Here is a 19,070-nt window from a genome sequence, read left to right as displayed (position 1 = left end):
CACGCTTCACTAGCTCAGCTATAGATTCCGTCCCCGTCAGTTTTCCTTCTGAAACGATCCGAAGACTGGTGGGGGCGGAACTCTTTTACCCGTGACCATGGTTTCGGCATCGACTCGGACCAGTCCACGTCGGGTTTCAATCTCGACGTAGTCGCGGGACGTTGTTTTGAGGGTGCCAAGAGCGTCATGGAGTCCATCGGCTAAACGGTAGCGGACAACAACGCGTTCGCCGGGCATCCATGCGAGCCATGGGAGTGGTGGCAGATTCGCGCCTTCGGTTATGTTGGCAGGAATTGCGCCCCGTGGGTCTTTGGAAAATCGCGCCTTCGCGTTGGTCTCGCTCGTGGGGGACGAGGCCTTGTCTTTGGCGGGATTATGTGCATTGGCGCTTTCAAGTGGGGCACTTTGACTCATAGGGGAGATAATAGAGGGCAGAAGCTTCCCTATCGATTCCAATGAGGAGTTGCCATGACCTACGTCATCGCACAGCCCTGTGTTGACGTGAAGGATCGCGCTTGCGTTGATGAGTGCCCGGTTGATTGCATCTACGAAGGTGCGCGTACTCTCTACATTCACCCCGAAGAATGCGTGGACTGTGGTGCGTGCGAGCCGGTGTGTCCGACCGAGGCAATTTTCTACGAGGACGATCTGCCCGAGGAATGGTCGGATTACTACCGTGCAAACGCTGACTTCTTCAAGGATCTTGGTTCCCCTGGTGGTGCGCAGAAGACCGGTGTCCAGGACTTCGACGATTCGATGATTGCTGGACTTCCTCCGCAAAATCAGGACTGAGTCGCTAACGTGTCTATATGACCCGCTTGCCTCGTTCTTTAAATCTTCCTGAATTTCCGTGGGATCAGCTTGCTCCCGCGAAGGCGCTTGCTTCGTCGCATCCAGATGGGATCTGCGATCTTTCGGTGGGAACCCCCGTCGATTCGACTCCGGATTTTATCCGCGACGCACTTTCGGTAGCGTCGGATGCCCACGGTTATCCGACGGTCATTGGCACTCAGGAAGTGCGCGAAGCGATCCTCGCATGGGGGCAACGTCGCAATATGGTGGACGTTGGCTTGTCCGGTGTTATTCCCACCATCGGTTCGAAGGAAGCGGTTGCCTGGATTCCGCGTTTGCTGGGAGTTGGCCCGGGAGATATGGTGCTTGTCCCAGAGGTTGCTTATCCGACCTATGACATTGGCGCGCGTCTTGGCGGAGCAACTCCCGTTCCAGTTGATCCTAGGAAGCCGGATACGTGGCCGGATGCCGTTCTTGTTTTCCTCAATTCTCCTGGAAACCCGGATGGTCATGTCCTGTCAGTCGACGAACTTCGTGCCGTTCGTCAGTGGGCGCGCGAGCACGATGCCGTTGTCGTGTCCGACGAATGCTATGCGGCTCTGCCCTGGGAAGAGCCGTGGACTTTAGAAGGAATTCCTTCTCTTCTTGATCGCGAGGTCTGTGGCGATGACCCTAGTGGCTTGTTGGTTCTGTACTCGCTGTCGAAGCAGTCAAATTGTGCCGGTTACCGCGGTGCTTTGATTTACGGGGATCCGGATCTGCTTGTTCCGATTATCAATGTTCGTAAGCACTCTGGTCTGATGGTTCCTGCTCCCGTTCAGCATGTGATGGCAATCGCTCTTCGCAACGAGGCGCATGTCGAGGCTCAGCGTGCTGTGTACGAACGACGACGTAACAGGCTGGTCCAAGCGTGCGCTAAAGCCGGCCTCGTGAATGATGAGAACTCTGTTGCCGGACTCTATCTCTGGCTCGCCCATCCGCACACGCAGGATTCGTGGGCGTTGGTTGACGCGTTCGCGAAACTGGGAATTCTGGTTGCCCCCGGCGATTTCTATGGGGAGGCTGCAAAGGGGCGCGTGCGAGTGGCTCTGACGGCAAGTGATGAGCGTATCGAGGCTGCCTCGCAGCGCCTTGAAATGTGCGTTACTTTCCTTGTGTAAAGGGAAACTCTCCCGGGTCTGGTGTCTGTCTATCTTCAAATAATGACCCACACTTAGCGTGTTGTTGACTAGTCTTTTACAATAAATCGGAGAAAGTTTGACGTTCTAGTGCTTTACAGGTCGAACAACGGCGTATAGAGTGACAGAAATAACGGACTTTCGTCCTAAGTGGCGATTGTGGTCGCAGTGAAGCGACTCGTTGAGAACGAAAGCGCTTTTGCGCATTCTTCCAACCTGTGTGCTTGCATGGCTCCGCATCGCCCAACGTGTTAAGGAGTCCTCATGGCCAAGGCAAAAGTGGAAACGGTCGACGCTACTCCCGACGGCGTGCTTACCGTCGGGGAAAAGAAGATCGTTCTCCCGCGCACCAGCGCCTCCGTCGGTAATGATGGCTTGAGCGTCTCCCGCTTGCTCGCCGACGGCGACGTAGTCAGCCTCGACCCCGGTTTTACGAACACAGCATCGTGCCAATCTGCGATTACCTACATCGATGGTGGTGCGGGAATTCTGCGCTACCGCGGTTACCCGATCGAACAATTGGCAAAGCGCTCGTCGTTCCTAGAGGTCGCCTACCTGCTGATCTACGGCGAACTCCCTGACGCCTCCACGCTGGAAAGTTTCATTCGCTCCGTCCAGCGCCACCGCTTGCTTCACGAAGACTTCAAGGCCTTCTTCACGGCGTTCCCGCACAGGGGCCACCCCATGGCGATTCTCCAAGCGGGTGTCGCAGGCCTGGCAACCTACTACGAAGACACGCTTGATCCGCGCGACCGCACTCAGCTGGATACCGCGCTGGTTCTTCTGCTGGCAAAGGTGCCGACCATGATCAGCTACATCGCGAAGCGCGCCGCAGGCTTGCCACTGCTGTACCCAGACTCGCAACGTAGCTACACCGAAGACTTCATCCGCATGACCTTCGGCATGCCCTATCAGGCGTACGACATTGATCCTGCGATTGTTCGAGCACTCGATATGTTGCTGATTCTTCATGCTGATCACGAACAAAACTGTTCGACCTCGACCGTTCGTCTGGTCGGCTCCTCGCAGGCGAACCTGTATGCGTCTGTTGCGGCCGGTGTGGGCGCCCTTGCTGGTCCGTTGCACGGTGGCGCGAATGAAGCGGTTCTGCGCATGCTCAATCAGATTCGCGACACAGGTGAGTCGGTTCAGAGCTATGTAGACAAGGTGAAGTCGAAGGCGGAAGGTGTACGTCTGATGGGCTTTGGGCACCGCGTGTACAAGAACTACGATCCGCGCGCGGCTCTGGTGAAGGAAACCGCACACGATGTTCTGTCTCGCCTCGGCAAGCGCGACGAGCTCCTGGATATTGCGATGGAGCTTGAAGATATCGCTCTGAATGACGATTACTTCAAGGAGCGCAAGCTCTACCCGAATGTCGACTTCTACACGGGTCTGATCTACTCGGCGATGGGATTCCCGACCAAGATGTTCACGCCCCTGTTTGCACTTGGTCGCCTGCCCGGTTGGATTGCGCAGTACGTTGAAATGACCGAGGATCCGTCGACGAAGATTGGTCGCCCGCGCCAGGTGTACGTTGGCGCGACTGAGCGCGACTATGTGCTTCTTCGCCAGCGTTCGGCTCGCGTGATTGACTAACGCGCTGTCGGGTTTGCGCTCGGCGTGTAGCCAAAGTCCTTGCCACGTGGGGACGAGGCCGATCAACCGGCGAGGCTGATCAACTGAACGTCAACGGGGGGGCAGACTGCGGTCTGCCACCCCCGTGAGCGTGAAAAGGATCGAGCCTTCATCAGTTGGTTGCATGTAGCTCATCGTTCAATTCGATGCCCTTGCCACCGCGGGCCAGTGCTTCGATTCGACCCGACTGAGAATTGCGTCGGAACAGAACATTTGACGCGCCTGCAAGCTCGCGCGCTGCGACCGTCCGAGGTTCTGCGAAGAGGCCGTTCGAACCGGGGACGACGCCGCCGGATTCCATGACGGCAACCTTTGCTCCTGCGGTCAAGTACAGACCAGCTTCGACAACGCAGTCGTCGCCAAGAGGAATTCCGAGACCGGAGTTTGCACCGAGCAAGCAGCGCTTACCAAGCTTCACGCGCTGGCGACCGCCACCGGACAGGGTGCCCATCGTGGATGCGCCACCGCCCACGTCGGAACCGTCGTCGATGACAACGCCCTGAGAGATACGGCCTTCAACCATGGATCGACCGAGCGTGCCGGCGTTGAAGTTCACGAAGCCGGCGTGCATGACGGTTGTTCCTTCGGACAAGTAGGCGCCCAGGCGTACGGTTGCGCCGTTTGCAATACGCACGCCCTTCGGCACGACGTAGTTCACCATCGGGGGGAACTTGTCGACGCCGATCACGGTGACCGGGTGGCCAAGGTGAGCGCGCATACGCAGACGTGTTTCTTCGAAGTCTGCGACTGCGCACGGGCCCTCGGAGGTCCATACGACGTTGGGGAGGCGAGCAAAAATACCGTCAAGATTGATGGTGTTCGGCTCTTTCAATCGGTGGGAAAGCAGGTGGAGGCGCAGGTAGGAATCCGCAGTGGACTGCGGTTGATCGTCCAGATCTGACTTGCAGGTGACAACCGTGGTGCGAACACCACGCGCATCATCGTGGCGCTGCATGTGAGTCAGGGTGTCGAGCAGATCTGCGTCATCGCCGGGTTCCATCTGACCCAAGTGTGGGTGCGGGTACCAGACGTCGAGAGTCTCGCCGTTCTTCGTCACTGTTGCGAGGCCAATGCCCCATGCCTGATTCGTATCCATGGGCTTACTGTAAAGCGAGAGTGCCCGCTGTGGAGTGCCCATTCCGCCTTTCGGCACGTTTGCACGGTGTGATAAGTGTTCCCAAATGCCGGGAAAGATCAGCGAGGTTGGCGATGATCCCAGAGATCCGGCCAGAAAACACCAACTTCTTCAGCCATCGTGTGAACCAGTGGGAGTGAAATCCCGACAACGTTGTGGTGATCGCCGTCGACCCCGGCAATGAAGGGCCCGCCAAGGCCGTCGATCGTGAAAGACCCCGCAACGTGGAGCGGTTCGCCGGAGTCTACGTAGGCATCAATCTCGGCGTCGCTCATCGAGCCGAATCGGACGATGGTTGAAGTCGAGGCGTGGGTGCGCGCAATCAGAGCGTAGGAACCTAGCGGGGTAGAGGGGTCTCGCTCAACGAGCGCTGCGCTATGACCGGTCCACAGAAGCGCTTCGGAGCCTCTGAAAGCTCGGATGCGCTCGCGTGCAACTTCTGCAGTGTGGGGCTTGCCCAGCATCTGCCCGTCCTGCAACAGCATCGAATCGCACGCAACGACGAGGAGGCGTTCGCAGTGGGCCTCGTCGATCGTAATCGTGCCATCGACCAAGCCGGAAATGACCGCACCGCACTTCGCGTCTGCCAGCGTTGTCACCTGATCGCCGGGCGAAGGAGCGCCGACGCTACGCGCGCAGAAGTCGGCGAGTACGAGGTCTTCATCAACGTCGGACACGCGAACAATAGGCGTGATTCCAGCGGAAATCAGAGTTGCTCGGCGAGCCGGTGACTTTGAGGCAAGAAGAAAACGCATAGGTCTATTTTGTCTTTTCAATCGGCAATTGATACATCTTGACGATTGTGTGCAGTAACTGCACGAATCTGTCAAACGTGATGTACGCTACTAAAGTATCTGTGTGAATCTGTATGTGAAGGGGAGAGATGGACAGCGCTGTGCCCAATGGCGAATCTCAAGCTCACCAGTCTCAGCCCCCTACTTCGGACGATCACCAGACCGTTAAACGCTACGTTCCCCGCCTTTTGGGCGGTCCTCTGACGATGAGTGCCGACGAGCTTGCCCAGCACGCTGGTACTACCGTTGAACAAATCAATGACTTTTGGAATTCACTGGGATTCCGCCCCCCTGAGCCTGGCGAAAAGACGTTCACCGAACGTGATCTGGACGTGTTCGTCTCGTGGAACGACATGATTGATTCACAGGCGATTGACACGGCAACCAGCCATTCGCTTCTGAGGGCGAATTCCCACTTGGCCGATCGTCTAGCGCTGTGGCAGTGTGAAGCGCTTGTTGAAGACGCGGTGCGACGCCTAGGCTTGGATGACACGACGGCTCGCCTCTACGTTCTCGACCATATGAAGGACCGTGTCGAGGCATTCGAGAGGATGTTCATTCACTCGTGGCAGCGTCAGATGGAGGCATTGCTGTCGCGCTTGGATAAGGAAGTGTCCCAGCGCGGTCACGAGAACTCCAAGGCTCGGTTCCCACTCAATCGTTCGTTGGGCTTTGTTGACATGGTGTCCTACACGTCGTCGTCGACAATCCTGGGTGGTGAGGTCGTCGAACTGATCGAGCACTTTGAATCCGAATCGCGTCAGGCGATCACGCAGGCTGGCGGTCGCGTGGTGAAGACGCTGGGCGATGCTGTTTTGTACATTGCCGATGATCTTGAGACCGGTTTGAACGTGATTTTTTCGCTGATTGAGCGCTTGAATGCGGATGATACGATTCTTCCTGTTCGTGCATCTTTCGTCCGTGGCGATGTCTTCTCACGTTCGGGTGACGTGTTCGGCCCGACGGTGAACTTGGCTTCTCGTTTGGTTGATATTGCGCCGGTCGGTCAGATTTTGACGGACCCAGCGACCGCTACTGCCGTTGCTTCGAAGGCGGGGGATGGGTATCGCTTGGAGGAATTCCCCTCCGCGGACCTCCACGGATTTGGTCCGGTTTCCCCCTACTTGCTGACGCTCCAAGACTAAGGGGTGCCGCTTTTAGGTACGAGGCCGGGCACTTTGACGTGCATGAGCTTCTCAACAAACCCGTGTCCAAAAGGTCAAGAAATCTGAAAGAAATTATCTTGAAAGTATATGATGGGACACGTGACTACTGTTCTGCTCGTTGAAGATGATCCCGCGATCAGCGAACCTCTCGCTCGCGCCCTTGGCCGCGAGAACTACGAAGTGCGTGCGCACGGCACTGGTCGTGGCGCACTCGCTGAAGTAGATGGCGCTGACCTCGTTCTGCTCGACCTTGGCCTTCCAGACATGGATGGTCTGGATGTCGCGCGTGAAATTCGTGCGTCGGGAAAGAACGTTCCGATTCTGATCCTGACAGCGCGCACCGATGAAGTCGATATGGTTGTTGGCCTGGATACCGGCGCCGATGATTACGTGACCAAACCTTTCCGCCTTGCAGAACTTCTTGCGCGCGTCCGTGCTCTTCTGCGTCGCACAGGAACCGAAAGCGTCGAGGGTGATCTGGGCGCTCAGGATGTTCGCGTTGATGTGAACGCTCACCGTGCTTTCGTTGGTTCAACAGAATTACAGCTGACGGCGAAGGAATTCGACCTGTTGCGCGTACTGCTTCGCGACGCGGGAAGCGTTGTCGAACGTGACGCTCTGATGCGTGAGGTCTGGGGATCGGACCCGACAGGATCCACGAAGACTCTGGACATGCATGTCTCGTGGCTTCGTCGAAAGCTTGGCGATGACGCGACTAAACCGCACTACATCACCACCGTCAGGGGTATGGGCTTCCGTTTCGAAGTTCGCTGACACACTGAAAACCTTATGGGGCCCGCGGCGAATCCTTCGCCGCGGGTAGCCTATTTCAGGCAACGATCTGACAGCATTGCTTCGCCGGGAATCGTAGGGAATGAAAGGGAACCATGCGTAAAAAAGCCGTTCGCATGATTGTCACTGCTGTTGCAGTGGTGTGTTTCCTGATGGGTATTCCCGGTGCGGTCGCAACGTCCACCATTGTGTGGAACTCTGATCAGGAGCGCGTCCAAGCCAGAGCACAGACGATTGTGAACACCATCGATCGTCGTATAGCGACTGGTGCAGATGTCGATCAAGACACGGTCACTTCTTTGGCGAAACCAGTGACCGACATGCAGGGTAATGCTTATATCAGTGTGAACACGCGCCAACACGGACTGATGCTTGCCGGAGAAAAACCCCAGGGAATGTCGTTCGTCGTGCATGCGTCATCCACGGCGGGAACATCGGTCCGCATGGAAGTATCCGCAGAACAAACGCTGAAACGTATCGCATTCGTGTTCGGAATCTTTATTGCCGGAATCGCAGTGTGCCTGCTGGTTGGTTCAGCCCTTGCCTTCCGCTTTTCACGCCAGCTATCCGCGCCCCTCATCTACCTGGCAGCCCACGCTGAGCAGGTCGGTTCGGGCCAGGTTCGTGCTCAGGTCAAACCCTCAGGCATCGAAGAAATCGACTTGGTCCAAGAAGAACTGTCGCGTACCAGTGAACGCATGGCGGGTAGGCTAGCTGCCGAACGTCAGTTCGCAGCCGATGCGTCACATCAGCTTCGCACTCCACTGACTGCACTTTCCATGCGCCTCGAAGAGATTGAAATGATCTCCACTGAACCCGAGGTGCAAGAAGAAGCTCGCAACTGTCTCGAACAGGTCGAACGCCTCACAGGCGTTGTGACTGAGCTACTCGACGCGAACACCCGAGCATCTGCGCAAACTGAAGCAATCCACATTCTTGAAGCGTTCAACACACAGCGCGAAGAATGGGAATCCGCGTTCGAAAAAGCCGGGCGCAGCCTCGTATTCACCGACGAAGCTGAACTGCCGTTGCTTGCCGACGCCGGCAAGCTTTCCCAGGTCCTTGCCACATTGATTGAAAATTCGCTGAACTACGGTGAAGGCGCAACCCTGGTCGTCGCACGGAAGTCGGCGAACAAGCGCGGAGTCATTATCGAAGTCTCAGACGAAGGACCGGGTGTCGCCGATGATCTTGCTCCCGATATTTTTGCCAAGGGAGTTTCCGGCCACGGTTCGACGGGGATCGGCTTAGCGCTGGCGAAAGACCTGACTCAAGCGATGGGTGGGCGTCTGGAACTGACGCAAAATCATCCTCCGGTTTTCACCGTTTCGCTTTCTGCGATTCCTGCTTCGATGGACCCGGATCACGTCATGCCACAGGGGTCGGTTGTCTCGATGGGGCGTCGTTCTCGTCGCTTCTGAAAATGGCGTTGCTTTCGCGCGCATCCCAATGGAAGAACACTGAGGCTCTGGCGTCGCCGTGAACGTAGGTGCGCCCATAAGCCCCTTGCGACTAGATTAAGAGCCATGGATCAAGCCAAGGACACTCGTCCGGTCGTTGCAGTAATTGGCGGTGGGCAGCTTGCCCGAATGATGGCGGAAAGTTCGATCGCCCTAGGCCTTGAACTTCGTGCGCTTGTTGAATCCTCGGATGGCTCAACAGGACAGGCACTCGCCACGTCGATCATTGGAATGCCAGGCGATACCGACGCCGTTGCACAGCTGATTGACGGCGCGGATGTGGTCACGTTCGAACACGAACATATTCCGGCTTCAGTCTTTGATGTCGCCAAGGACCACCTTCGGGCAGAGCCCCCGCGAACCGCGTTGCTGTATGCCCAAGACAAACTTGCAATGCGCGAAAAGCTCACCGAGCTGGGCATTCCATGTCCCCGTTGGGCGAAAGTGTCCACCCTTGAAGAACTCGCCTCTTTCGGTGATGCCGGCACATGGCCGATCGTCGTGAAGACTCCGGTCGGCGGATACGACGGCCACGGTGTACGAGTGATTCACCAAGCTGAAGACGCCGCCGATTGGCTTGCCAAAGGAACTCTTCTTGCCGAAGACTGCGTCCCCTTCACCTCAGAAGTCGCCTCCCTTAGCGCACGTACTCCCTCAGGTCAGATCGCGTCCTGGCCGGTCGCATCCACCGAACAGGTAGACGGAGTCTGCTCCGTGGTTACCGCGCCTGCTCAAGGCCTGACTGAGGAAACCCTTTCCCAGGCCACATCGATTGGTGAAACGGTCGCGCGTGAACTTGGCGTCACGGGTGTCCTGGCCGTCGAAATGTTCGTCGTCGGACAAGGAAGCGACCAGCACGTCCTTGTGAACGAGCTTGCGATGCGCCCACACAACACCGGCCACTGGACGATCGATGGGGCGTTCACCAGTCAATTCGAACAGCATCTTCGCGCTGTCCTTGACCTGCCTCTCGGTTCAACAGACCTCGTCAATCCTGGAACACACGCGGTCATGGTGAACCTGCTTGGCTCCGAATTCGACGACCCAGCACGCCACCTCGCCTCTGCGCTCGCTGACCACCCGCGCGCCAAAGTGCATCTCTATGGCAAAGAGGTTCGCCCCGGGCGCAAACTCGGCCACGTCACTGTCGTCGACAAGGACCCAGCCGTTGCGCGCGCCGAAGCTGAAGCCGTTGTCTCCGCTCTGCGTGGCTAACGCTCACATTTCGCCTCTCGTTCTTCGTCACCGACGAGGCCGGGTGGCAATCACACCCCGATCCGTAATCGTGCCCGCATACATGCCCCATTGACCGTTTTAGTGAAGGAGCCATCGATGACCACCGAAACACACCAGCTCAAAATCACTCTGACAAAGACCGGAGACAACCCTGCAGTCGGTATCGTTATGGGATCCGATTCCGACTGGCCCACCATGGAACCCGCTGTTGCTGCGCTCGCAGAATTCGGTATCGCCTGCGAGATCGGTGTGGTCTCTGCACACCGCATGCCCGAAGACATGGTTGTGTACGGGCGAAGCGCTTCTGCTCGGGGTTTGCGCGTCATTATCGCCGGCGCAGGCGGTGCGGCGCACCTGCCGGGTATGCTCGCAGCCCTTACGGAACTTCCAGTCATCGGTGTTCCCGTTCCTCTCAAACACCTCGATGGTGTCGATTCCCTGCACTCGATCGTCCAGATGCCGGCAGGCGTTCCCGTTGCTACGGTTTCGATTGCCGGTGCGCGCAATGCGGGTCTTCTGGCAACACGAATCCTTGGAGCAGGTGAAGGAGCCCAGGCCGAGGAATTGCGCTCCCAGATGCGCCAATTCCAACTTTCTCTGCGTGACGTTGCAACGGAAAAGGGGCGCGTCCTAGCTGACAAAGTGAAAGCTTCGCTGAGCTAAACATAAACGTCAAGACAAACGTGGCTCCGGACAATTCCCGCGGGCATCGTGGCTTGCACTGTGGTTGTGGCGGAAGTACGCCTAGCGCGGCCTCGTCAATAGATGGACAAAAGGCGGAAGAAACCGACGAACTCCATTGAGGCGGCTATGCGACGACTAGGATTAAAGCATGAGCAAACTTGTCACTGGTGGCGCTGGATATATCGGATCCCACGTAGTTAGACTCCTATTGGAACGAGGCGAAAAAGTCATCGTTGTCGATGATCTTTCAACGGGCACAGCATCAAGGGTAGAAGGCGCAAAACTCATTACTCTTGATATCGCTACCGATAGCGCAAGCACAGATCTTGCGAACGTCATGCTGGATGAAGACGTCACTGCCGTTGTTCATTGTGCAGCACGAAAGCAGGTAGGGGAGTCGGTTCGACGCCCTATGTGGTACTACCAGCAGAACATTGGTGGCCTCGCGAATCTCCTTCGCGCCATGAACGACGCTGGTATTGATCAGATCATCTTCTCATCGTCAGCCTCTGTTTACGGAATGCCGGACGTTCATATCATCAGCGAAGATACCGAATGCCATCCGATTAGCCCCTATGGTGAAACAAAGCTCATCGGCGAGTGGATGATGCATGACTGTGAGGTCGCATGGGGCCTCAAATGGATCGGGTTGCGCTACTTTAACGTTGCCGGTGCTGGCTGGAATGATCTAGCAGATTCTGCAATCTTGAACGTGGTTCCGATGGTTCTCGATCGTGTTGAACGCGATGAGCCCGCCAGGATTTTCGGATCGGATTATGACACTCCGGACGGTACATGCGTCCGCGACTACATCCATGTCCGAGATCTTGCAGAAGCTCATATTGTTGCCCTCGATGCTCTTGCTAATTCTCGTCCGCTTCAACATAACGTCTTCAACGTTGGAACCGGGAGGGGCACCTCTGTCCGCGAAATTATTGACGGACTGCGACGCGTTGCCGGTTGGGATTTCGACGTCGTTGAGGAAGAGCGGCGTGCGGGTGATCCCCCCGTCCTTGTTGGGGACGCAACACGGATCAGTGGAGAACTCGGGTGGGTAGCACGCCATACACTTCACGATATTTTGGAGTCAAGTTTCTCCGGTTGGCAGGCCGGACCTCGCCATATCGACGTGACACAGTACGTGAAGTAAGTCTTCGATTACTTGCGGTGTGGGGGATGGTCGTAACGACCATCCCCCACACACCGTTGCATTATCTTCAGCTTGAAACTGAGAATTTAACCATTGAAGATATTGAAATCTTCGGTGGAGAGTGTGCCTGAACGTAGCTTCTCAAAGAAATCAGGGGCTGTTGTTCCTTCAAGAAGGACAGCAGAGGTGCCCATATCAGTCTGATAGTTAACCTCATCGATTGGGGGCGCGCCGATCAATCCGTTATTCGATGCAGAGCGGAACGCCAAAACAAGCTTCGCAACATCGACAACGGACGAATCCTCATCAACAGTGAAAGACTCAGAGCCAGCTCGTTCAAGGCGCAAAGTACGTGCGGGGTTAACAAATGTTCCGATGCTTGCGGACTTGTCAATAACTTTTGAAATCACCTGACGCTGTCGCTCGGCACGACCAATATCGCCCTTCGGATCCGAGTAGCGCATACGTGAGAAGGCTAGGGCTGTCATCCCATCAACGTCGCTACATCCAGCTTGCCAGACAAGCCCAGAAGGATCATCGCTGACATCACCGTCGAAACATACATTGATTCCGCCAACGGCGTCGACAATATTCGCAACGCCACCCATGCCGACCTGAACATAGTGATCAACGTGCAATCCGGTCAGATTTTCAACTGTCTGTGTCAGCAGATTTGCTCCACCATATGCGAAAGAAGCATTGATCTTGTCCCAGCCATAGCCGGGGATCTCCACGTAGCTGTCGCGCGGGATGGAGAGGGCTGTTGCTTGACCATTCTGAGCGACGTGAATCAACATAATGGTGTCCGAGCGATCATTCTCGTCGAAACCATCCTGAACTGCGCCGTCTGCGCGGGAGTCAGATCCCGCTAAAAGATAGGTTGTGCCGGGCGTATTCGCTCCGCTTGTCAAAGCGTTTGTTCGGCCAAGGTGAGAATTAGCATCCCACATCAAAAAAGCTCCCCACGCAACGATCAGAACAAGAAGGGCGACCACAAGGGAGACGAGTTTGCGCCCCCAATGAGCAGAACGCTTCTTTGGTACTACAGGGTGACGAAGTGACGCTTTCGAAGAGAGGGCGTTCGTTGATTGACCCCGCGGTTGAAAGCGTTGAACAGAAGACGTGGTTGTGGACATGCCACGTTGGCGAGATTCCTGAGTACGTGGAGCATGAGTGAACTCGCCACGCTTCGACATCGTGCGATCCGGAGTATAAGCAGGGGGATTCGCTGTTTGCCGATGCTCGCTTGAAGCTGAGTTTCGCCCCACGCGATGTTTGCGCCCGGGAGCAAAAGATGGGGGAAGATTTTCAGCAGGTTGGTCAGCGGTTGTTGGGAGCAAAGAACGCTTCGGCATCTGTTCATCTGCTGATTCTGATCCGATTCGCCACGCCTGTGGTTCGGCATCGTCTGCCGCAATACCGCTGACACGAGGGCGTTCACGGAGCCGAATAACGGGGCGCTGAAGAACCTGATCCTTCGAATCTGATCCCGATGCTGAGGACGAAATAGCTCGCTGTTCGACAGAGAGGCGAGGAATGCCCGGAGAATCAGGGTGGCGTGTCTCGCCATTCACCTTCTTTACATCCGCGCGTGTAGGACGCTTGCGACCAGACGAAGGGACGAAAGAGGGAAGTTCGGTGCTCATCGGTTCGGGGGACAGGTTGCAGGGACAGATTGAGCGGTGTCGGTGGAAGCAGATGATGCAGTATCTGACACGGCAGTTGTGTCGGATACATCTTGTTCTTCAATGACTCCGCCGGAAGAGGAGGAAGAAGCATGAGCAACTGATTGAGTGGAATCAGCAGTTGCGTCTTCATAAGGGATCGTCATTTGAGCCCCGGTCCCGTCTGTGTACTCTGTACCTCCCGGTAGTTGAGTGTCAGCCGCTAATGCCTGCCACAGCGGTCGCGAAAGGTGTTCAATCTCAATCACTCGGTTGGGATCCTCGGGGGCTTCAGCCCACGGCATCGTTGTGAAGCGAATGTTCGATGCCTGCAATTTCAGCATGGAAGCAAACAGACCGGCATCAGCGTTAATGTCGCCGAAATTCGGTGACACTGTAAGAGAAGCAATTGCTGCCTGAACGAAAGAAATCAGGGCGGGAAAATCGGTAACAAAGTTTCGGGAGAAAAGTTCACGAAGCGCTGCCGCGATCAGCTGTTGCTGGCGTCCAATACGAGAAATATCTGAACCGTCGCCGACATTTTTACGAGCGCGCGCGTACGCTAGCGCGCTATTCGCATCGAGGTACTGGCACCCTGCCTCAAGATCGAGACCGGATGCGGGATCGTACATTTCTTCAGGAATATCTAGCCACACTCCACCGACAGCATTGATCAACCCTTTAAAGCCGGTGAAGTCAACAACAATGAATCCATCAATCGTTAAACCGGTCAGTTCTTCGACTGTTGCTTTGGTGCAGGCAACGCCACCTGCCAGATCGTTTGTACCTGCTCCCATTGCAAATGCCGAGTTAAACATTCCGTAGTACGACGATGTGATCGAACCATCTGAACGCATACACGAAGGGATATCGGTCAAAAGATCACGGGGAATGGAGACAAATGTGACTTCCGAACGATCGGCGGAAATATGGGCGATCATCGTCGTGTCGGACTGAATCGTCGTCAGTTCTTCGGCGTCACCGTAGTCAGAGCTTTGGTTATAGCGTGAGTCGACACCGGAGACAAGAATATTGATCGGTTGCCCCACGTAAGCATCGATGAGCTTCATTGGTTCTGGTTTGGTGGATTGAGGTGCCTCAAGCGCGGAAATATCCAGTGACGCATTCTTCACCTGATTGGCAAGGCTCCGATAGACGAAAGCCGCGGTGGAGCCAACGAATAGCGTCACGGTCAAAAGAGATGCGAGCACGGTTCGCAGAACACCAAAACGGAAGGGGTTCCGCGCAGCGTGCTGAACCAGGTTTGCCCGATTCTTCAACGTTTTTTTACTCATCGGTGTTGATCGTAGCGTGAATAGAAGCGTTTTTGGCGGTTGGGCACCCAAAAGTGGCGTTTTTAATCGCCCGTGTTGTGCAGAGTGCTACTTGCCTCACGTGAGGGATTCCCAGGCTCGTCGTTGGTGTGAGTATGCGTCGTCAGAGGGGATTCGTGCGAAGGCGGGTCGGTGCGAAGCGCGATTTGGCGGGCAAGGAGAGTGATTCGTTTTTCCAGCGCCATGGAATTGCGATACGACGCGCTCATCTGGGCGAGTACGCAGATAATGAGGGCGTAGACCAAAAGGTTAATGCCCCGTTCTACACCGACAACCCGCGCAATCTGGTTTAGAAGTGGCGGATACAAGAGTGTGATGATGGCAAAGATAACGATTGAGAGGATCAGTAGCCGTTGCACGGCGAGATGCGATTGGCTTTGAACTGGGCGAACCAGTAGCCACGTGACAAGGGCAAGACCGATGATCAGTAGGGCGCGGATAAGGAAATACTCTGTCATCATCGCTCCCACATAAGATCAACAAGAATATTGACGCCGTTTAAAAGGGATTGTCCCTTAGCTTGTGAATAGTCCGAATAGGTGATGTGGACCGGGTATTCAGCATAAGGCAAGTGTGTGCGTGCCAACTGAGAATTAATCTCTGAGGCGTGTGCCATGCGGTTGTGATTCAGTTGCACGTGGCTAAAAGCATCACGGTTCAGAGCTCGAAGCCCGTTGTGTGCATCTGACAGACGAAGTCCCCCGAGTAAACCGGAAATGAATGCCACTGTTCTGAGAGCAACGCGACGTCGTAGCGGAACGGACTTGCCGTCTTTTCCTAAGAAACGAGATCCAAGCACGAATCCCAGCTGATTCTCTTTCCCGTATTCCACCATTGAACGAGCATCTTTCGGATCGTGTTGACCGTCAGCATCAAAAGTGACAATCCAGCGTGCCGATGTGTGAGTCTTCACCCATTCGATTCCTGTTTGCAGAGCTGCGCCCTGACCAAGATTGATCGGGTGGGTAATGACAGTGGCTCCATGTGAGCGGGCGACCTTGGCAGAATCATCGTTTGACCCGTCGTCTACACAGAGAATCCGAGAAAAATAAGGCATCAAAGCATCGATAACGGTGCCGATCATCTGTCCCTCGTTGTACGTAGGGATGATGATCCACGTATCGTCATCAATCCTCATGATCGCTATTCTCGCACTCTTATATGCAGTGTGGCGACGTGAATGTATGGGGACGGCGAGCATTGATGGGAAAGAAACGTCGCCGGTACAGTAGGAGCGTTGCCTATGAAAGGACGACCGGTGAGTATTCAAGCAAGCGCGGATGTGAGCAAGAGCGCCTCTGTTCCGTCTTCGTGCGCGGTTTGGCATTGCGCTCAGATTCGTGAGGCCGCGATTCTGGGCGAGAACTGCATCATCGGTCGTGGCGTGTATATCGGCGAAGGCGTCAGACTGGGAGCTAACTGCAAAGTTCAGAACTATGCCTTGGTGTACGAACCTGCCCTATTGGGTGACGGAGTTTTTATTGGGCCAGCAGTCGTCCTGACAAACGATCATTTTCCACGAGCAGTGAACGTAGATGGCTCCATCAAATCTGCTGATGATTGGCAACCTGTCGGCGTCACAATTGGTGATGGAGCTTCGGTGGGAGCGCGAGCTGTTGTGGTTGCTCCCGTCTCAATTGGTCGTTGGGCGATGGTTGCAGCAGGCGCTGTTGTTACACGAGATGTTCCAGACTATGCCCTTGTCGCTGGTGTTCCTGCCCGACAGATTGGCTGGGTAGGAACGGCTGGCGTTCCACTGAAAGAAATTGAGGGGCAACCGTCGCGTTTGCGTTGCCCCAAAACAGGTGAAACCTACACTGTCGTTGGCGATACTGTCCTGACGAAAGACGATGACTGATGCCTGAAATGATTCCTGCCGCCCATCCTCTGATCGGCGAAGAGGAAGTAGAAGCGGTCTGCCGAGTTTTACGTTCTCGAATGCTTGCCCAGGGTAAAGAAGTCGCCGCATTTGAAAACGAGTTTTCAGCTCAGCTTGCTGGTGGCGCCAGCGCCGTTGCCGTTAATTCAGGAACTTCTGCGCTTCATCTGGGCCTTCTTGCATCGGGGATCGGCGTCGGCGACGAGGTTATTGTTCCGTCGTTTACTTTCGCAGCAACGGGCAATGCAGTTGCACTCGCCGGGGCAACGCCTGTTTTTGCTGACATTGATCTTGACACGTTCTGTCTGAGTCCCGCTTCGGTTGAAAATGCAATCACCGAGCGAACGAAAGCTATTATGCCGGTTCACCTCTATGGTCATCCGGCGCCGATGAATGAGCTGAAAGCGCTTGCGGACAAATATTCGCTTATGCTCTTTGAAGACGCAGCCCAAGCGCACGGGGCTCAGCTTCATGGTCAATTCGTTGGAACATTTGGAGCATTTGGAGCTTTCAGTTTCTATCCGACGAAGAACATGACATCCGGTGAGGGTGGCATGGTGACGACAACGGATCAGACGATTGCACGAAACGTTCGTCTTTTGCGTAACCAAGGTATGGAACAACGGTATGCGAATGAGCTGATTGGCTTGAACAACCGCATGACCGACATCCATGCGGCAATCGGGCGGGTGCAATTGACGAAAGTCGGACAGTGGACCAAGCAACGTCAAGCTCATGCCACATTCTTTGACACTCATTTAGAAGGAGTAATTGTTCCTCGTGTCGCCGAGGGAGCGACTCACGTATATCACCAGTACACGATTCGTCTGATTGATACTGATCGAGATCGTTTCATGAAGGCATTGGCCAAGGAATGGGGAGTGGGGAGCGGAGTGTATTACCCGATTCCGAATCATAGGCTTGAGTCATTGAAACCCTATGCGCCATCGGCCGAACTCGACAATACGCTTCGCGCTACGCGCGAGGTATTGTCGTTGCCCGTATATCCATCCTTGACCGACCAGCAACGTGAACGCATCGTTGAAGCTGTCAACACGCTTGCTCGCGCTGGGGTGTGAGGTTTCGATGACTATTCGTTTGGGCATCCTAGGCATTGGCTCAATGGGGCGCCATCACGTTCGTATTGCTCGACAAACCGATGGAGTTGAACTGGTTGCCCTTGTTGATCCGGCAGGAGATCGCTTTGGTGTCGCCAATGGCATGAAAGTTCTGCCCGGCGTTGATGACATGATTTCCCAAGGTATCGATGCGGCGATCGTTGCTGTACCGACGGTGTTCCACGAGCAAGCGGCACTGAGCCTTGCTGACGCTGGTGTTCACACATTGGTTGAAAAGCCACTTGCCGCGTCATACGAAGCGGGCAAGAAGATCGTTGAAGCATTCGATAATGCTGGTGTTATCGGTGCAGTTGGCTATGTTGAGCGCTGTAACCCTGCGCTTATGCAAATGCGCCAGCGCATTGCTGACGGTCAGCTTGGAAGAATCTTTCAGATTTCAACCAGGAGGCAATCACCTTTCCCGGCGCGTATTTCCGACGTCGGGGTAGTGAAGGATCTGGCAACGCACGACATTGATCTTGCACAGTGGGTGACGGGGAGCAGCTATCGGACAGTCTTTGCCCAAACGGCGTATCGTTCGGGGCGCGAAGATGAAGATATGCTGGTTGCTTCGGGCTGTTTGGATAATGGCATCTTGGTCAACCACCAGATCAACTGGCTTTCTCCCTATAAAGATCGCACGACGATTGTCGTTGGAGAGAAGGGAGCATTGGTCGCCGATACTGCGATGGCGGACCTGACGTTCTACGAAAACGGCTCGAGACGTGTTCAGTGGGATCAAGTGGCAGCTTTTAGGGGGGTCAGTGAGGGAACAGTGACTCGCTATGCGATTGATAAGCGTGAACCTCTTGTTGTTGAACTGGAGAACTTCCGCGATGCGATCAACGGTATTGGGGCGAATCATGTTTCGATGCGTGAAGCTTTAGAAACCTTGCGAGTCACGGAAGCGATACTGGAGTCTGCTCGTGAAGGATGCGCGGTGACCCTGTAACAAATAGGGGGCTCAATGGTGTGACACCGATGAATTCACATTGTTTCCATTAACAACATGTGTCACACTAGCAACATCTGTCACCGCGTTTTGGAGTA

General features: G+C 55.3%; 19 protein-coding genes. 12 read left to right on the top strand and 7 right to left on the bottom strand.

The window, feature by feature from the left end; translation table 11 throughout:
- Positions 1-36: 36 nt before the first annotated feature.
- Positions 37-414, bottom strand: coding sequence for a putative acetyltransferase (locus tag PG731_RS02875; RefSeq protein ID WP_270772022.1), 378 nt, complete (start codon positions 412-414; stop codon positions 37-39).
- 54 nt (positions 415-468) lie between these two features.
- Here PG731_RS02875 and fdxA point away from each other — a divergent pair, with 54 nt between their 5' ends.
- The 3 genes from fdxA (at position 469) to PG731_RS02860 (ending at position 3,569) form a co-directional block, all read left to right on the top strand.
- The gene (fdxA, locus tag PG731_RS02870) at positions 469-792 is read left to right on the top strand and encodes a ferredoxin (protein ID WP_006681386.1); all 324 of its coding nucleotides are present in this window, start codon (positions 469-471) and stop codon (positions 790-792) included.
- 17 nt (positions 793-809) lie between these two features.
- Positions 810-1,952 carry a succinyldiaminopimelate transaminase gene (dapC, locus tag PG731_RS02865; protein ID WP_270772021.1) on the top strand — a complete coding sequence of 381 codons (1,143 nt, stop codon included), beginning with the start codon at positions 810-812 and terminating at the stop codon, positions 1,950-1,952.
- 282 nt (positions 1,953-2,234) lie between these two features.
- Complete coding sequence (locus tag PG731_RS02860) at positions 2,235-3,569, top strand: citrate synthase (RefSeq protein WP_270772020.1); 1,335 nt, start codon at positions 2,235-2,237, stop codon at positions 3,567-3,569.
- 151 nt (positions 3,570-3,720) lie between these two features.
- On the opposite strand, the gene dapD is transcribed toward PG731_RS02860, so the two are convergent.
- Together dapD and PG731_RS02850 are read right to left on the bottom strand one after the other, a co-directional pair.
- Entirely contained in the window at positions 3,721-4,704 is a 984-nt protein-coding gene (gene dapD, locus PG731_RS02855; RefSeq protein WP_270772019.1) for a 2,3,4,5-tetrahydropyridine-2,6-dicarboxylate N-succinyltransferase, read from the bottom strand.
- 98 nt (positions 4,705-4,802) lie between these two features.
- On the bottom strand, positions 4,803-5,498 hold the full coding sequence (locus PG731_RS02850) for a Maf family protein (protein WP_270772018.1): 696 nt from the start codon (positions 5,496-5,498) through the stop codon (positions 4,803-4,805).
- Between the two features lie 128 nt (positions 5,499-5,626).
- Here PG731_RS02850 and PG731_RS02845 point away from each other — a divergent pair, with 128 nt between their 5' ends.
- The 6 genes from PG731_RS02845 (at position 5,627) to galE (ending at position 12,025) form a co-directional block, all read left to right on the top strand.
- Complete coding sequence (locus PG731_RS02845; protein WP_270772017.1) at positions 5,627-6,682, top strand: adenylate/guanylate cyclase domain-containing protein; 1,056 nt, start codon at positions 5,627-5,629, stop codon at positions 6,680-6,682.
- Between the two features lie 120 nt (positions 6,683-6,802).
- Positions 6,803-7,477, top strand: a complete 675-nt coding sequence (locus PG731_RS02840; RefSeq protein ID WP_270772016.1) for a response regulator transcription factor — start codon at positions 6,803-6,805, stop codon at positions 7,475-7,477.
- A 113-nt stretch (positions 7,478-7,590) separates the two neighbouring features.
- Positions 7,591-8,916: an ATP-binding protein gene (locus PG731_RS02835; protein WP_270772015.1), complete on the top strand. Its 1,326-nt coding sequence runs from the start codon at positions 7,591-7,593 to the stop codon at positions 8,914-8,916.
- Positions 8,917-9,021: 105 nt separating this feature from the next.
- Positions 9,022-10,170, top strand: coding sequence for a 5-(carboxyamino)imidazole ribonucleotide synthase (locus tag PG731_RS02830; protein WP_270772014.1), 1,149 nt, complete (start codon positions 9,022-9,024; stop codon positions 10,168-10,170).
- Positions 10,171-10,287: 117 nt separating this feature from the next.
- Positions 10,288-10,854: a 5-(carboxyamino)imidazole ribonucleotide mutase gene (gene purE / locus PG731_RS02825; RefSeq protein WP_270772013.1), complete on the top strand. Its 567-nt coding sequence runs from the start codon at positions 10,288-10,290 to the stop codon at positions 10,852-10,854.
- Positions 10,855-11,023: 169 nt separating this feature from the next.
- Positions 11,024-12,025 carry a UDP-glucose 4-epimerase GalE gene (gene galE / locus PG731_RS02820; RefSeq protein WP_270772012.1) on the top strand — a complete coding sequence of 334 codons (1,002 nt, stop codon included), beginning with the start codon at positions 11,024-11,026 and terminating at the stop codon, positions 12,023-12,025.
- A gap of 86 nt (positions 12,026-12,111) precedes the next feature.
- Here galE and PG731_RS02815 read toward each other — a convergent pair whose 3' ends face one another.
- From PG731_RS02815 to PG731_RS02800, 4 genes are all read right to left on the bottom strand, one after another.
- Entirely contained in the window at positions 12,112-13,671 is a 1,560-nt protein-coding gene (locus PG731_RS02815; RefSeq protein ID WP_270772011.1) for an LCP family glycopolymer transferase, read from the bottom strand.
- Positions 13,668-14,984, bottom strand: coding sequence for an LCP family protein (locus tag PG731_RS02810; RefSeq protein WP_270772010.1), 1,317 nt, complete (start codon positions 14,982-14,984; stop codon positions 13,668-13,670). Before PG731_RS02810 ends, PG731_RS02815 begins: the two co-directional genes overlap by 4 nt.
- A gap of 62 nt (positions 14,985-15,046) precedes the next feature.
- Positions 15,047-15,484, bottom strand: coding sequence for a DUF2304 domain-containing protein (locus PG731_RS02805; RefSeq protein WP_270772009.1), 438 nt, complete (start codon positions 15,482-15,484; stop codon positions 15,047-15,049).
- Positions 15,481-16,161: a glycosyltransferase family 2 protein gene (locus PG731_RS02800; RefSeq protein ID WP_270772008.1), complete on the bottom strand. Its 681-nt coding sequence runs from the start codon at positions 16,159-16,161 to the stop codon at positions 15,481-15,483. Before PG731_RS02800 ends, PG731_RS02805 begins: the two co-directional genes overlap by 4 nt.
- A 105-nt stretch (positions 16,162-16,266) precedes the next feature.
- Between PG731_RS02800 and PG731_RS02795 the strand changes: the two genes are divergently transcribed.
- The 3 genes from PG731_RS02795 to PG731_RS02785 are packed head-to-tail and all read left to right on the top strand — an operon-like array spanning position 16,267 to position 18,972.
- A complete protein-coding gene (locus PG731_RS02795; RefSeq protein ID WP_270772007.1) occupies positions 16,267-16,881 on the top strand; it encodes an acyltransferase in 615 nt (204 codons plus the stop codon).
- Positions 16,881-17,981 (top strand): DegT/DnrJ/EryC1/StrS family aminotransferase, encoded by a 1,101-nt coding sequence (locus PG731_RS02790; RefSeq protein ID WP_270772006.1) that lies wholly within the window; start codon positions 16,881-16,883, stop codon positions 17,979-17,981. The genes PG731_RS02795 and PG731_RS02790 overlap by 1 nt, the downstream gene beginning before the upstream one ends.
- A 7-nt stretch (positions 17,982-17,988) precedes the next feature.
- Positions 17,989-18,972 carry a Gfo/Idh/MocA family protein gene (locus tag PG731_RS02785; protein WP_270772005.1) on the top strand — a complete coding sequence of 328 codons (984 nt, stop codon included), beginning with the start codon at positions 17,989-17,991 and terminating at the stop codon, positions 18,970-18,972.
- The last annotated feature ends 98 nt before the right edge of the window (positions 18,973-19,070 follow it).

The organism is Pauljensenia sp. OF14-1SRA (assembly GCF_027694595.1).
Lineage (GTDB): Bacteria > Actinomycetota > Actinomycetes > Actinomycetales > Actinomycetaceae > Pauljensenia > Pauljensenia turicensis_B.
The sequence above is the reverse complement of the archived record's forward strand: the minus strand, read 5'-3'. Positions and strand labels throughout refer to the sequence as shown.

Excerpts from the sequence above, each read along its gene's own strand:
- PG731_RS02875 (WP_270772022.1), bottom strand. The coding sequence starts at position 414 with ATGAGTCAAAGTGCCCCACTTGAAAGCGCCAATGCACATAATCCCGCC.
- fdxA (WP_006681386.1), top strand. The coding sequence starts at position 469 with ATGACCTACGTCATCGCACAGCCCTGTGTTGACGTGAAGGATCGCGCT.
- dapC (WP_270772021.1), top strand. The coding sequence starts at position 810 with ATGACCCGCTTGCCTCGTTCTTTAAATCTTCCTGAATTTCCGTGGGAT.
- PG731_RS02860 (WP_270772020.1), top strand. The coding sequence starts at position 2,235 with ATGGCCAAGGCAAAAGTGGAAACGGTCGACGCTACTCCCGACGGCGTG.
- dapD (WP_270772019.1), bottom strand. The coding sequence starts at position 4,704 with ATGGATACGAATCAGGCATGGGGCATTGGCCTCGCAACAGTGACGAAG.
- PG731_RS02850 (WP_270772018.1), bottom strand. The coding sequence starts at position 5,498 with ATGCGTTTTCTTCTTGCCTCAAAGTCACCGGCTCGCCGAGCAACTCTG.
- PG731_RS02845 (WP_270772017.1), top strand. The coding sequence starts at position 5,627 with ATGGACAGCGCTGTGCCCAATGGCGAATCTCAAGCTCACCAGTCTCAG.
- PG731_RS02835 (WP_270772015.1), top strand. The coding sequence starts at position 7,591 with ATGCGTAAAAAAGCCGTTCGCATGATTGTCACTGCTGTTGCAGTGGTG.
- PG731_RS02830 (WP_270772014.1), top strand. The coding sequence starts at position 9,022 with ATGGATCAAGCCAAGGACACTCGTCCGGTCGTTGCAGTAATTGGCGGT.
- purE (WP_270772013.1), top strand. The coding sequence starts at position 10,288 with ATGACCACCGAAACACACCAGCTCAAAATCACTCTGACAAAGACCGGA.
- galE (WP_270772012.1), top strand. The coding sequence starts at position 11,024 with ATGAGCAAACTTGTCACTGGTGGCGCTGGATATATCGGATCCCACGTA.
- PG731_RS02815 (WP_270772011.1), bottom strand. The coding sequence starts at position 13,671 with ATGAGCACCGAACTTCCCTCTTTCGTCCCTTCGTCTGGTCGCAAGCGT.
- PG731_RS02810 (WP_270772010.1), bottom strand. The coding sequence starts at position 14,984 with ATGAGTAAAAAAACGTTGAAGAATCGGGCAAACCTGGTTCAGCACGCT.
- PG731_RS02805 (WP_270772009.1), bottom strand. The coding sequence starts at position 15,484 with ATGATGACAGAGTATTTCCTTATCCGCGCCCTACTGATCATCGGTCTT.
- PG731_RS02800 (WP_270772008.1), bottom strand. The coding sequence starts at position 16,161 with ATGAGGATTGATGACGATACGTGGATCATCATCCCTACGTACAACGAG.
- PG731_RS02795 (WP_270772007.1), top strand. The coding sequence starts at position 16,267 with ATGAAAGGACGACCGGTGAGTATTCAAGCAAGCGCGGATGTGAGCAAG.
- PG731_RS02790 (WP_270772006.1), top strand. The coding sequence starts at position 16,881 with ATGCCTGAAATGATTCCTGCCGCCCATCCTCTGATCGGCGAAGAGGAA.
- PG731_RS02785 (WP_270772005.1), top strand. The coding sequence starts at position 17,989 with ATGACTATTCGTTTGGGCATCCTAGGCATTGGCTCAATGGGGCGCCAT.